This window comes from Shigella sp. FC1661 (assembly GCF_001712525.1).
Taxonomy (GTDB): Bacteria; Pseudomonadota; Gammaproteobacteria; order Enterobacterales; family Enterobacteriaceae; genus Escherichia; species Escherichia coli.
In genome coordinates this window covers 1-13,415 of the sequence record NZ_MDGW01000020.1, presented here as the reverse complement: position 1 = coordinate 13,415, position 13,415 = coordinate 1, and the positions used below count along the sequence as shown (strand labels likewise).

The following is a 13,415-nucleotide window of genomic DNA, read 5'->3' as shown; positions in this document are numbered from 1 at the left end:
TCGGCCTTTGAGGTCGTGGTATGGATGACGGATGGCTGGCCGCTGTATGAATCACGCCTGAAGGGAAAGCTGCACGTTATCAGCAAGCGTTACACTCAGCGCATTGAGCGACATAATCTGAATCTGAGACAACATCTGGCAAGGCTGGGACGGAAGTCACTGTCGTTCTCAAAATCGGTGGAGCTGCATGACAAGGTCATCGGGCATTATCTGAACATAAAACACTATCAGTAAGTTGGCAGCATTACCCGCCACCTATATGATTATTCCCGAAATCGCCATTAATTTGGGCTGCGTATTACCGTATCACGGCTCTTATTTTGCTGCGGCGTCGCTGGTAGAGCCTATGTGCTGCATTATTGGTGCTTATCATGCCAATTATCACACCACGCAATATGTTTATGAGCATCGCATGGGCGTCAAACCTGGCGGCAATATTGCACTGCTGGCGTGTGCGGGTCCGATGGGCATTGGCGCTATCGATTACGCCATTAACGGTGGCATACAACCGTCACGGGTGGTGGTGGTCGATATCGACGACAAACGCCTGGCGCAGGTGCAGAAGCTGCTGCCGGTGGATCTGGCGGCCAGTAAAGGCATTGAGCTGGTGTATGTGAATACCAAAGGGATGAGCGATCCGGTCCAGACGCTGCGGGCGCTGACAGGAGATGTCGGGTTCGATGACATTTTTGTTTATGCGGCGGTGCCAGCTGTCGTTGAGATGGCTGACGAATTACTGGCGGAAGATGGCTGTCTGAACTTCTTTGCCGGGCCGACGGATAAAAACTTCAAAGTGCCGTTTAATTTCTACAACGTCCATTACAACAGCACGCACGTAGTCGGTACATCCGGCGGTTCAACGGACGACATGAAAGAGGCGATTGCGTTAAGCGCCACGGGGCAGTTGCAGCCGTCCTTTATGGTCACGCATATCGGTGGGCTGGATGCGGTGCCAGATACCGTGCTCAATCTGCCGGATATCCCTGGCGGTAAAAAACTCATTTATAACGGCGTGACCATGCCGCTCACTGCCATTGCCGATTTTGCCGAAAAAGGCAAAACCGATCCGCTATTTAAAGAGTTGGCGCGGCTGGTTGAGGAAACGCACGGCATCTGGAATGAACAGGCCGAGAAATATCTGCTGGCACAATTTGGCATTGATATCGGGGAGGCCGCGCAATGATGTCCCTGGCGTGGCCATTATTTCGCGTTACGGAACAGGCAGCGTTGGCTGCCTGGCCGCAAACCGGATGTGGCGACAAAAATAAAATTGATGGCCTGGCGGTCACCGCGATGCGCCAGGCATTAAACGACGTCGCTTTTCGTGGACGAGTGGTTATCGGCGAAGGAGAAATTGACCATGCGCCGATGCTGTGGATTGGCGAAGAGGTGGGCAAAGGCGATGGGCCAGAAGTCGATATCGCGGTTGATCCTATTGAAGGCACGCGGATGGTGGCGATGGGGCAGAGCAATGCGCTGGCGGTCATGGCTTTCGCCCCTCGGGATAGCCTGTTACATGCGCCCGATATGTATATGAAAAAGCTGGTTGTTAATCGACTGGCTGCCGGGGTGATTGATCTGTCTTTGCCTCTGGCGGACAACTTGCGTAACGTGGCGCGGGCGTTAGGTAAACCGCTGGACAAGCTGCGCATGGTTACGCTGGATAAACCGCGCCTGAGTGCCGCGATTGAGGAAGCAACACAGCTGGGCGTGAAGGTTTTTGCCCTGCCGGATGGCGATGTCGCCGCCAGCGTGCTGACCTGCTGGCAGGATAATCCTTACGATGTGATGTACACCATCGGCGGTGCGCCAGAAGGCGTGATTTCTGCCTGTGCCGTTAAAGCATTAGGCGGGGATATGCAGGCCGAGCTGATTGACTTTTGTCAGGCTAAAGGGGATTACACGGAAAATCGGCAGATTGCAGAGCAGGAGAGCAAGCGTTGCAAGGCAATGGGCGTTGACGTTAACCGTGTGTACTCGCTCGATGAACTGGTGAGGGGGAACGATATCCTCTTTAGCGCTACGGGCGTGACGGGCGGCGAGTTGGTGAACGGTATCCAACAGACGGCGAATGGGGTGCGGACGCAGACATTACTGATCGGCGGCGCGGACCAAACGTGTAATATAATAGACTCCCTGCATTGATGGTGATCTATCGGAAGACCAATAGCGAAGCTGACAGAAGATGATGTGCTTGAGCAACTGGATGCACAGGACAATTTATTTTCATTTATGAAAACTGCGCATTCTATTTTGCTCCAGGGGATACGCCAGTTTCTGCCGTCGCTGTTTGTCGATAACGATGAAGAGATCGTGGAATATGCAGTGAAGCCGTTACTCGCCCAAAGCGGCCCGCTTGACGATATTGATGTTGCGCTGCGTTTGATTTATGCGCTGGGGAAAATGGATAAATGGCTGTACGCCGATATCACGCATTTTTCCCAGTTCTGGCATTACCTGAACGAACAGGATGAAACGCCCGGATTTGCCGATGACATGACCTGGGATTTTATCAGCAACGTCAATAGCATAACCCGCAATGCGATGCTCTATGACGCGTTGAAAGCGATGAAGTTCGCCGATTTCGCCGTCTGGTCAGAGGCGCGTTTTAGCGGGATGGTCAAAACGGCGCTGACGCTGGCAGTAACGACAATCTTAAAGGAATTAACGCCGTGAAAATTGAATTAACGGTGAATGGGCTGAAGATACAGGCACAGTACCAGAACGAAGAGATTGAAAATGTACATAAACCGTTGCTGCGTATGCTGGCGGCCTTACAGACGGTAAATCCGCAGCGGCGTACGGTGGTTTTTCTTTGCGCTCCGCCGGGGACGGGTAAATCTACCCTAACCACCTTCTGGGAATATCTCGCGCAACAAGCCCCGGAGCTGCCCGCTATTCAGACGCTCCCGATGGATGGTTTTCACCATTACAATAGCTGGCTGGACGCGCATCAATTGCGCCCCTTCAAAGGCGCACCAGAGACATTTGACGTTGCGAAACTGGCGGAAAATCTGCGCCAGGTGGTGGAAGGGGATTGTACGTGGCCGCAGTACGATCGACAAAAGCATGATCCTGTTGAAGATGCGTTGCACGTTACCGCACCACTCGTCATCGTCGAAGGAAACTGGTTGTTGCTGGACGACGAGAAGTGGTGCCAGCTTGCGCAATTTTGTGATTTCTCGATCTTTATCAACGCGCCAGCTACTGCGTTGCGGGAGCGTCTGGTGGGGCGCAAGCTGGCGGGAGGGGTATCGCTGGCAGATGCAGAAGCCTTTTATGACCGTACCGACGGGCCGAATGTTCGCCGGGTGCTGGAAGAGAGTCTGCCTGCAAATTTGACCTTAATGATGACCGCTACGGGTGAATATCGTCTGGTGGATTAACGTTCCTGATTACACCATCTTCCAGTCGCACCACACGAGAGAAATGACGCCGGGTAAATGCGGCGTCATGACTGATTGCTACCACGCTCGTGCCTCGCTGGCGGCACTTCTCCAGCCAGCTTTCAAACACGCTCAACCAATTTTCGTCAAAATCCCGACTCGGCTCGTCCAGCAGTAATAGTGGCGGAGAGAGTGCTTCCAGGCAGGCGATGGCGACCATCCGTCGCTGCGCACTATGCAGATCCAACGGGTGCGAGTTGGCAGTGTCTGCTAACTGACAACATTGCAGGGCAGCATGGGTACGTTGAGTGATTTCATCCGCCGGGCATTTTTGCAGTTTCAAACCAAATGCGATCTCGTCAGCGACGGTGCTGTGAAAAAGTTGGTTTTCCGCTTCCTGAAACAGTACGCCAACCTTTGCCGCGCGCTGGCGGTTTTTCAGGTTTTTCATCGCCTGTTGTTGCAGCATAACCGTACCGGCTGTGGGCGTAAGAAGACCTGCCATTACTCGTAACAGCGTCGATTTCCCTGCGCCATTGTCACCGGTCAGCGCCAACCATTCACCTTGTTTGAGTTGCAGAGAAATGTCGCAAAGACAATCCGTTGCCGCGCCAGGCCAGCGATAAGATATCTGATTTAACGTTAACATAGTGGCTGGAGCGCTCCGTTTTGCAATTGCCACGCTTGCTGGCAGTAGTTCAGGAAAGGTGTGCGATGACGTTCAAAAAGAATAATCAGCGAACCACGTTCAAACGCCCAGTGTTGTAAGCGCTGCAACAGCATTTCGCTGGCCTGCGGCGTCAGGCGGCTAAAGGCTTCATCAAGAATTAAGAGCTTTGGCTGCATCGCGATGGCGCAGGCGATGACCACGCGCTGTGTCTCTCCACCGGAGAGTGTTGCCGGGTGACGATGGCGCAACGGCTGGCACTCGGTCAGAGTCAGGGCGGCATCAATCCGCGCCATAATCTCTGCTTCAGCAAGACACAGATTTTCTGGCCCAAAGGCAACTTCTTCTTCCACGCTAAAGGTACAGCCGGAGAGCTGCAAATAGGGCGATTGCTGGACGAGCTGGATGGTGGCGGATTGTTCATTAAGCGGGAGATGCCCAATGGGCGTACCGAGGAGCGTCCCCGTGCCTGTTATCTCTCCTGGCAGAAAGTCCGGATACCAGCCCGCCATCAGCTGTGCCAGCGTACTTTTGCCACTGCCGTTGTCACCAAAGATGGCGACCATCCCCGGTTTGACATAGTGAAAGTCATAACAGAACGGAGGATGCGTTGAGTGTGTCGGGCAATAACGGAACTGTTCTAACGTAACCATATCCACGCTCCGAATTCTGTCAGCATCAGCAAGATCATGGTGTAACGCGCTACGCGTTGTAGGGTGCTATCGGCTGGTGCCCACAACGTTGTTCGTCGGTTGTGGATCCGAAATGCCCGCATATCCAGCGCCGCACCACGGACAGCCAGATCGTTAAGCGCATTGTGTGTTAGCGGAATAATTAACGCGGGCATCGCACGTAAACGCTGATACCAGCCCTCATCCAGCGGCACGCCGCGGGCACGCTGCGCTTCATGAATAATCGCTAATTGCCGTTTTAACTGCTCAACGACCAATAACGGCCCGGCAAACAGATAAGCGACGCCTGGCGGCAGGCGAGAAGCAAACAGAGCGCGAATAAAACATTGCACGGGGACGTACTGCATCCACAACTGTGAGGTTGAAACAATCGCCAGAATCCGCAACCAGAGCGTAATAGCATGCGACCACCGTTCTGGCGAGCGTGGCGTGCCGCTTAGCCATTCTGGTAGCCAGCCACCGTGTACCAGCCACAGCCCGGCTCCCAGCGAGAACATCAGCCAGACGACATATTTTGCCCGCCGCCGCGTGGCCTTTAGCGCAATAAGGCAGAAAAAGGTCGCCGCGCTATAGATCGGCAAAATGGTCTGCGCGGGCAGGATAAGCGTGGTGCAGGCCGCCAATGCCCACAGTGTTAATGAGGTAAATGGATGCATTTAGCGCACGGCAGCCATTGCCGGAAAATGGCGCGTGGTGCGAATCGGCAGCTGGCGCAGTAAAAGCCAGACAATCACCGCTGTAAGAATTTTATCGACCAGGTTCGCGCCTATCACCGTAATCGCCACCGACTCCACCAGGTTTTGCCCCATCGAGTGCATCCAGGCAACGAACAAATCGGCTCCGCTACCGGTGACACCGCCGAACAGCGCAGTACGCAGCGGTACAGCGACGACCGTTACCGCAAGCGTAATAATCACGCCGCTGACAACGACTTTTGGCAGGGTGCGAAACCAACCCGCTCGCGCCAGCCAACCGGCGACCAGGCCGATGACCATCGCGACGGGTGCAAATGCGGCGGCGATCGGGTCGGTCAGCAATCCCCAGAGTAAATTGGTCAGTAAGCCGGTCAGCATTCCGATCACCGGACCAAGCAGTACCGCGCTAATAAGTGTGCCGATGGAGTCGAGAAATATAGGTAATTTGACCATGCTGGCCAGTTGCCCGCCGATCATATTGATGGCGATAGATATAACGATCAACACCAGTGCCTGACTGGAAAAGTGGCTACGCGCCATAAGAAAACCTCTTTGAAAGTAGTTATTTAACGGGGGAAATATGCAACTCGTCGTAACCAGAAAGCGCGCAAGGTTGGCGGCTAAACGCCAGTTCCTCAAGGCTACCGATCACCAGTTCAAGCGTGGTCCGCACGGTACAGCCGGGCATCATATGACCGCCAAGCATCGTGCCGTGTGGATCGGAAACGCAGAGATGAAGATGCTCACCACTCTGTTCCAGCGTGCCGTTTAGTGAGATCACTTCGAATGTACCGTTCAGGAGCGTGGTGCCTTCTTGCCTGGCATAGCGCAAGGCGACGTCAGTCAGGCTACCGGTACAGCCTGCAATCCAGGCGCATGAAGTTGATGCTGCTGTGCAAAAGCGTGTAGCTGGGAAAAAACTTCCTGCCCGGGGAGGAGGCGCAGTGCGTAAAAGCGTGCGGAGGAAGAATATGGGTAGGGCAATGTCATCATTGGAGTACTCCGAAACTCGGACGTATTGCGGATAATATCGACGCTGCATCAGTCATATTCTGATATAAGTCAGGGTTTGTGACGGCACAACGAAAAGATTTTGCTACGCTTATTCGTGATTCTGCAAAGTGGAATAAATTCCACAGGGGCGGGGCTGAAAACGTGACGTAAGTCAGATAATTGCTTTCTTTGACTGGACAATCATTCCTTTTATTCCACGTTTCGCTTATCCTAGCTGAAGCGTTTCAGTCGATTAAATGTTCGACAATTAACCAATCAGTCGCAGTTTGCGACAGGTAAGGTTTCCCCGGACGATTTGCTGGATTACTCTGTCTGGCAAATTTGCTCAGGGAAAACCTTGCAGGAGATCTATGACCGTACGCGTAGCGATAAATGGCTTCGGTCGCATCGGGCGTAATGTGGTTCGTGCTTTGTATGAATCCGGACGCCGGGCGGAAATTACCGTGGTGGCAATCAACGAACTGGCGGATGCTGCGGGCATGGCGCATTTGTTGAAATATGACACCAGCCATGGCCGTTTTGCATGGGAAGTACGACAGGAACGCGATCAACTTTTTGTTGGTGATGACGCCATCCGCGTATTGCATGAACGTTCACTGCAATCGCTCCCCTGGCGTGAACTTGGCGTTGATGTAGTCCTCGACTGCACCGGCGTATATGGCTCCCGCGAGCATGGCGAAGCGCATATTGCCGCCGGGGCCAAAAAAGTGCTCTTTTCACATCCTGGCAGTAACGATCTCGACGCGACCGTTGTTTACGGCGTCAATCAGGATCAACTTCGTGCGGAACACCGCATCGTTTCTAACGCTTCCTGTACCACGAATTGCATAATTCCCGTCATCAAATTGTTAGATGATGCGTACGGTATTGAGTCCGGCACTGTGACCACAATTCACTCCGCCATGCACGATCAACAGGTTATTGATGCATACCATCCTGACCTGCGTCGCACCCGGGCAGCCAGCCAGTCGATCATTCCGGTCGATACTAAACTGGCCGCCGGTATCACACGATTTTTTCCGCAATTTAACGATCGCTTTGAAGCGATTGCGGTACGTGTGCCAACCATAAATGTGACGGCAATCGATTTAAGCGTGACGGTGAAGAAACCTGTAAAAGCCAATGAAGTCAACCTGTTGCTGCAAAAAGCAGCACAAGGTGCATTTCATGGTATAGTTGACTATACGGAATTGCCGTTGGTCTCTGTAGATTTTAACCACGATCCGCACAGTGCCATTGTCGATGGCACCCAAACCCGGGTCAGTGGCGCACACCTGATCAAAACGTTGGTCTGGTGCGATAACGAATGGGGCTTTGCTAACCGAATGCTCGACACGACGTTAGCTATGGCTACTGTTGCTTTCAGGTAAGACGCAAGCAGCGTCTGCAAAACTTTTAGAATCAACGAGAGGATTCACCATGTCTGTAATTAAGATGACCGATCTGGATCTTGCTGGGAAACGTGTATTTATCCGTGCGGATCTGAACGTACCAGTAAAAGACGGGAAAGTAACCAGCGACGCGCGTATCCGTGCTTCTCTGCCGACCATCGAACTGGCCCTGAAACAAGGCGCAAAAGTGATGGTAACTTCCCACCTGGGTCGTCCTACCGAAGGCGAGTACAACGAAGAATTCTCTCTGCTGCCGGTTGTTAACTACCTGAAAGACAAACTGTCTAACCCGGTTCGTCTGGTTAAAGATTACCTCGACGGCGTTGACGTTGCTGAAGGTGAACTGGTTGTTCTGGAAAACGTTCGCTTCAACAAAGGCGAGAAGAAAGACGACGAAACCCTGTCCAAAAAATACGCTGCACTGTGTGACGTGTTCGTAATGGACGCATTCGGTACTGCTCACCGCGCGCAGGCTTCTACTCACGGTATCGGTAAATTCGCTGACGTTGCGTGCGCAGGCCCGCTGCTGGCAGCTGAACTGGACGCGCTGGGTAAAGCACTGAAAGAACCTGCTCGCCCGATGGTGGCTATCGTTGGTGGTTCTAAAGTATCTACCAAACTGACCGTTTTGGACTCCCTGTCTAAAATCGCTGACCAGCTGATTGTTGGTGGTGGTATCGCTAACACCTTTATCGCGGCACAAGGCCACGATGTGGGTAAATCCCTGTACGAAGCTGACCTGGTTGACGAAGCTAAACGTCTGCTGACCACCTGCAACATCCCGGTTCCGTCTGATGTTCGCGTATCAACCGAGTTCTCTGAAACTGCACCGGCTACCCTGAAATCTGTTAACGATGTGAAAGCTGACGAGCAGATCCTGGATATCGGTGATGCTTCCGCTCAGGAACTGGCTGAAATCCTGAAGAATGCGAAAACCATTCTGTGGAACGGTCCGGTTGGCGTGTTCGAATTCCCGAACTTCCGCAAAGGTACTGAAATCGTGGCTAACGCTATCGCAGACAGCGAAGCGTTCTCCATCGCTGGCGGCGGCGACACTCTGGCAGCAATCGACCTGTTCGGCATTGCTGACAAAATCTCCTACATCTCCACTGGCGGCGGCGCATTCCTCGAATTCGTGGAAGGTAAAGTACTGCCTGCAGTAGCGATGCTCGAAGAGCGCGCTAAGAAGTAAAAAATCACAGGGCAGGGAAACCTGCCCTTGTTTCAGCGCGCTTTTAGAGCACGCATTTTTTCATACTCTAAATAATTCGAGTTGCAGGAAGGCGACAAGAGAGTGAATCCCCAGGAGCTTACATAAGTAAGTGACTGGGGTGAGCGAACGCAGACGCAGCACATGCAACTTGAAGTATGATGAGTATAAGGCCCGACGATACAGGACAAGAGACATGTCTAAGATTTTTGATTTCGTAAAACCTGGCGTAATCACTGGTGATGACGTACAGAAAGTTTTCCAGGTAGCAAAAGAAAACAACTTCGCACTGCCAGCAGTAAACTGCGTCGGTACTGACTCCATCAACGCCGTACTGGAAACTGCTGCTAAAGTTAAAGCGCCGGTTATCGTTCAGTTCTCCAACGGTGGTGCTTCCTTTATCGCTGGTAAAGGCGTGAAATCTGACGTTCCGCAGGGTGCTGCTATCCTGGGCGCGATCTCTGGTGCGCATCACGTTCACCAGATGGCTGAACATTATGGTGTTCCGGTTATCCTGCACACTGACCACTGCGCGAAGAAACTGCTGCCGTGGATCGACGGTCTGCTGGACGCGGGTGAAAAACACTTCGCAGCTACCGGTAAGCCGCTGTTCTCTTCTCACATGATCGACCTGTCTGAAGAATCTCTGCAAGAGAACATCGAAATCTGCTCTAAATACCTGGAGCGTATGTCCAAAATCGGCATGACTCTGGAAATCGAACTGGGTTGCACCGGTGGTGAAGAAGACGGCGTGGACAACAGCCACATGGACGCTTCTGCACTGTACACCCAGCCGGAAGACGTTGATTACGCATACACCGAGCTGAGCAAAATCAGCCCGCGTTTCACCATCGCTGCGTCCTTCGGTAACGTACACGGTGTTTACAAGCCGGGTAACGTGGTTCTGACTCCGACCATCCTGCGTGATTCTCAGGAATATGTTTCTAAGAAACACAACCTGCCGCACAACAGCCTGAGCTTCGTATTCCACGGTGGTTCCGGTTCTACTGCTCAGGAAATCAAAGACTCCGTAAGCTACGGCGTAGTGAAAATGAACATCGATACCGATACCCAATGGGCAACCTGGGAAGGCGTTCTGAACTACTACAAAGCGAACGAAGCTTATCTGCAGGGTCAGCTGGGTAACCCGAAAGGCGAAGATCAGCCGAACAAGAAATACTACGATCCGCGCGTATGGCTGCGTGCCGGTCAGACTTCGATGATCGCTCGTCTGGAAAAAGCATTCCAGGAACTGAACGCGATCGACGTTCTGTAAGATATTCCTTTCTGCTTATCTCAAGGCCCGCTCTGCGGGTCTTTTTTTCGCCAAAAGCAAAATTGCCTGATGCGCTACGCTTATCAGGCCTACACGTATCCTGCAATATATTGAATTTACAGGTTTTTGTAGGCCGGATAAGGCGTTCACGCCGCATCCGGCATGACAAAGCGCACATTGATATCTGTCTGAGCCCCGCTCTGCGGGGATTTTTTCGCCAAAAGCAAGGTGATTCAGATGAGAAATCTGTGATCTATTTGGCAAAATTATGCTTTATTGTTTACCCTTGTCAGACTGCCCGTCATAAGGCGGCGGAGTGTATTTCTCCATTTTGAGTCAGTTGAAAAGGAATATTGAATGGAAGATTTGAATGTTGTCGATAGCATAAACGGCGCGGGAAGCTGGCTGGTAGCTAACCAGGCGCTGCTGCTAAGTTATGCAGTAAACATCGTGGCGGCACTCGCGATCATCATCGTTGGTTTGATTATCGCGCGGATGATTTCCAACGCGGTGAATCGCCTGATGATCTCCCGTAAAATCGATGCCACTGTTGCTGATTTTCTTTCTGCATTAGTCCGTTACGGTATTATCGCCTTTACGCTAATCGCTGCCCTGGGACGCGTGGGTGTACAAACAGCGTCAGTCATTGCTGTACTCGGTGCCGCAGGCTTAGCTGTTGGTCTGGCTTTGCAGGGGTCACTTTCTAACCTGGCCGCTGGCGTGTTACTTGTCATGTTCCGACCGTTCCGTGCCGGAGAATATGTTGACCTCGGCGGCGTAGCCGGTACTGTGCTGAGTGTGCAGATTTTCTCCACCACCATGCGTACTGCAGACGGTAAAATTATCGTTATTCCGAACGGTAAAATTATTGCCGGAAATATTATTAACTTCTCCCGCGAGCCAGTTCGCCGTAACGAATTTATTATTGGCGTGGCGTATGATTCCGATATCGATCAGGTTAAGCAGATCCTGACCAATATTATCCAGTCTGAAGATCGCATTTTGAAAGATCGCGAAATGACTGTGCGCCTGAACGAACTTGGTGCATCGTCGATTAATTTCGTGGTCCGCGTCTGGAGCAACAGCGGCGATCTGCAAAACGTGTACTGGGATGTGCTGGAGCGTATTAAACGTGAATTTGATGCCGCCGGTATCAGCTTCCCGTACCCGCAAATGGATGTGAACTTTAAGCGGGTGAAAGAAGACAAAGCTGCGTAATCAACGCTGAGGCCAGATAATACTCTCTGGCCTCTCTCTTATTAGTTATTCTGATTGCCAATTAATATTATCAATTTCCGCTAATAACAATCTCGCGATATAGTCTCTGCATCAGATACTTAATTCGGAATATCCAACGTGTTTTCTTATTACTTTCAAGGTCTTGCTCTTGGGGCAGCTATGATTCTGCCGCTCGGCCCACAAAATGCTTTTGTGATGAATCAGGGCATTCGTCGTCAGTACCACATTATGATTGCCTTACTTTGCGCTATCAGCGATTTGGTCCTGATTTGCGCGGGGATTTTTGGTGGTAGCGCGTTATTGATGCAGTCGCCGTGGTTGCTGGCGCTGGTCACCTGGGGCGGCGTAGTCTTCTTGCTCTGGTATGGTTTTGGCGCTTTTAAAACAGCGATGAGTAGTAATATTGAGTTAGCTAGTGCCGAAGTCCTGAAGCAAGGCAGATGGAAAATTATCGCCACCATGTTGGCAGTGACCTGGCTGAATCCGCATGTTTACCTGGATACTTTTGTTGTACTGGGCAGCCTTGGCGGGCAGCTTGACGTCGAACCAAAACGTTGGTTTGCGCTCGGGACAATTAGCGCCTCTTTCCTGTGGTTCTTTGGTCTGGCTATTCTCGCAGCCTGGCTGGCACCGCGCCTGCGCACGGCAAAATCACAGCGCATTATCAATCTGGTAGTGGGATGTGTCATGTGGTTTATAGCCTTGCAGCTGGCGAGAGACGGTATTGCTCATGCACAAGCCTTGTTCAGTTAGGCGCTATCTGATGGAAAAATAAAACAGAGGCGCTAAGCTTGCCTCCAGAGGTCCTGAATTTTGGGCAAGTCAATTAACACGGAGAGACTAACGTGAAGTTCAAAGTTATCGCCCTAGCGGCATTAATGGGTATTAGCGGGATGGCAGCGCAGGCTAACGAATTGCCGGATGGACCGCATATTGTCACCTCCGGTACGGCAAGTGTGGATGCGGTGCCAGACATTGCCACTCTTGCGATTGAAGTTAACGTGGCCGCGAAGGATGCCGCTACAGCCAAGAAACAGGCAGATGAGCGCGTCGCACAATACATTTCCTTCCTTGAACTCAATCAGATCGCGAAAAAAGATATCAGCTCAGCGAATTTACGCACCCAGCCAGATTATGATTATCAGGATGGTAAAAGTATCCTGAAAGGCTACCGCGCTGTGAGAACGGTGGAAGTCACGCTCCGTCAGTTAGACAAACTGAATTCCTTGCTGGATGGCGCGCTGAAGGCGGGTCTTAACGAAATTCGTTCAGTGTCGCTGGGCGTGGCGCAGCCGGATGCCTATAAAGACAAAGCGCGTAAGGCAGCGATTGATAACGCGATTCATCAGGCGCAGGAACTGGCGAACGGCTTTCATCGTAAACTGGGGCCGGTATATAGCGTGCGCTACCATGTTTCCAACTATCAGCCCAGCCCAATGGTGCGGATGATGAAAGCCGATGCCGCGCCGGTGTCTGCCCAGGAAACTTACGAGCAGGCCGCTATTCAGTTTGATGATCAGGTCGATGTGGTCTTCCAGTTAGAACCTGTGGATCAACAACCCGCTAAAACACCTGCAGCACAATAATACTTGTAGCCCGACGTATTCGTCGGGCTAATGCCTTTACCCGATATTGCCTCCTTTTTCTGTAATTTTCTGTAAAACCATGACGTAATCACCTATCTTTGCTCGCGGTTTCATCAAGGATAGGCTGACTGAAACGGTTAAGCGGACAAGGATGCGGGGAGGTGCCCCTATTAAGTTGTCAAGCATGTTATGACCCCTGCGGGGTATAAAAAGTCCCGTCGCGCATCATGGCGAACAGAACGTCGCAGCGTCGTCTCGC

At 52.0% G+C, this 13,415-nt stretch carries 15 protein-coding genes and 2 pseudogenes; 11 read left to right on the top strand and 6 right to left on the bottom strand.

The features are described from left to right. The 5 genes and pseudogenes from BFF42_RS01640 to BFF42_RS01620 all read left to right on the top strand — a co-directional run. A partial coding sequence (locus BFF42_RS01640) for an IS1 family transposase (RefSeq protein ID WP_001393844.1) occupies positions 1 to 234 on the top strand: 234 nt, incomplete at its 5' end. Between the two features lie 16 nt (positions 235 to 250). Then, positions 251 to 1,183: pseudogene (locus BFF42_RS01635) on the top strand (zinc-binding dehydrogenase); the annotation flags it as partial. Then, positions 1,180 to 2,145, top strand: coding sequence for a class II fructose-bisphosphatase (glpX, locus tag BFF42_RS01630; RefSeq protein WP_000987291.1), 966 nt, complete (start codon positions 1,180 to 1,182; stop codon positions 2,143 to 2,145). The pseudogene BFF42_RS01635 and the gene glpX, both read left to right, overlap by 4 nt. Before the next feature lie 21 nt (positions 2,146 to 2,166). Then, complete coding sequence (gene fumE / locus BFF42_RS01625) at positions 2,167 to 2,676, top strand: fumarase E (RefSeq protein WP_001096659.1); 510 nt, start codon at positions 2,167 to 2,169, stop codon at positions 2,674 to 2,676. After that, a complete protein-coding gene (locus BFF42_RS01620; protein ID WP_000687707.1) occupies positions 2,673 to 3,386 on the top strand; it encodes a nucleoside/nucleotide kinase family protein in 714 nt (237 codons plus the stop codon). The genes fumE and BFF42_RS01620 overlap by 4 nt, the downstream gene beginning before the upstream one ends. On the opposite strand, the gene BFF42_RS01615 is transcribed toward BFF42_RS01620, so the two are convergent. The 5 genes and pseudogenes from BFF42_RS01615 to BFF42_RS01595 all read right to left on the bottom strand — a co-directional run bounded on the left by BFF42_RS01615 (position 3,358) and on the right by BFF42_RS01595 (position 6,433). Further along, a complete protein-coding gene (locus BFF42_RS01615) occupies positions 3,358 to 4,035 on the bottom strand; it encodes an ABC transporter ATP-binding protein (RefSeq protein ID WP_000956892.1) in 678 nt (225 codons plus the stop codon). The genes BFF42_RS01620 and BFF42_RS01615 overlap by 29 nt on opposite strands. Beyond that, positions 4,029 to 4,706 (bottom strand): ABC transporter ATP-binding protein, encoded by a 678-nt coding sequence (locus tag BFF42_RS01610; RefSeq protein WP_000256969.1) that lies wholly within the window; start codon positions 4,704 to 4,706, stop codon positions 4,029 to 4,031. Before BFF42_RS01610 ends, BFF42_RS01615 begins: the two co-directional genes overlap by 7 nt. Further along, the gene (locus BFF42_RS01605) at positions 4,694 to 5,401 is read right to left on the bottom strand and encodes an energy-coupling factor transporter transmembrane component T (protein ID WP_000553217.1); all 708 of its coding nucleotides are present in this window, start codon (positions 5,399 to 5,401) and stop codon (positions 4,694 to 4,696) included. Before BFF42_RS01605 ends, BFF42_RS01610 begins: the two co-directional genes overlap by 13 nt. Then, entirely contained in the window at positions 5,402 to 5,980 is a 579-nt protein-coding gene (locus BFF42_RS01600) for an ECF transporter S component (protein WP_000124312.1), read from the bottom strand. Between the two features lie 22 nt (positions 5,981 to 6,002). Then, positions 6,003 to 6,433: pseudogene (locus tag BFF42_RS01595) on the bottom strand (PPC domain-containing DNA-binding protein). A gap of 371 nt (positions 6,434 to 6,804) precedes the next feature. Here BFF42_RS01595 and epd point away from each other — a divergent pair. The 6 genes from epd (at position 6,805) to BFF42_RS01565 (ending at position 13,156) form a co-directional block, all read left to right on the top strand. Further along, complete coding sequence (gene epd / locus BFF42_RS01590) at positions 6,805 to 7,824, top strand: erythrose-4-phosphate dehydrogenase (RefSeq protein ID WP_000218480.1); 1,020 nt, start codon at positions 6,805 to 6,807, stop codon at positions 7,822 to 7,824. A gap of 49 nt (positions 7,825 to 7,873) precedes the next feature. Beyond that, positions 7,874 to 9,037, top strand: a complete 1,164-nt coding sequence (gene pgk / locus BFF42_RS01585) for a phosphoglycerate kinase (protein ID WP_012421409.1) — start codon at positions 7,874 to 7,876, stop codon at positions 9,035 to 9,037. 214 nt (positions 9,038 to 9,251) lie between these two features. After that, positions 9,252 to 10,331 (top strand): class II fructose-bisphosphate aldolase, encoded by a 1,080-nt coding sequence (gene fbaA, locus BFF42_RS01580; RefSeq protein WP_000034377.1) that lies wholly within the window; start codon positions 9,252 to 9,254, stop codon positions 10,329 to 10,331. A 357-nt stretch (positions 10,332 to 10,688) separates the two neighbouring features. Continuing rightward, the gene (mscS, locus tag BFF42_RS01575) at positions 10,689 to 11,549 is read left to right on the top strand and encodes a small-conductance mechanosensitive channel MscS (protein ID WP_000389818.1); all 861 of its coding nucleotides are present in this window, start codon (positions 10,689 to 10,691) and stop codon (positions 11,547 to 11,549) included. 138 nt (positions 11,550 to 11,687) lie between these two features. Then, complete coding sequence (argO, locus tag BFF42_RS01570) at positions 11,688 to 12,323, top strand: arginine exporter ArgO (RefSeq protein WP_000493360.1); 636 nt, start codon at positions 11,688 to 11,690, stop codon at positions 12,321 to 12,323. Between the two features lie 92 nt (positions 12,324 to 12,415). Further along, positions 12,416 to 13,156 (top strand): oxidative stress defense protein, encoded by a 741-nt coding sequence (locus BFF42_RS01565; RefSeq protein WP_000669834.1) that lies wholly within the window; start codon positions 12,416 to 12,418, stop codon positions 13,154 to 13,156. A 187-nt stretch (positions 13,157 to 13,343) separates the two neighbouring features. Here BFF42_RS01565 and BFF42_RS27470 read toward each other — a convergent pair. Then, the coding region (locus BFF42_RS27470; RefSeq protein WP_242412324.1) for a hypothetical protein at positions 13,344 to 13,415 on the bottom strand (72 nt) is incomplete at its 5' end.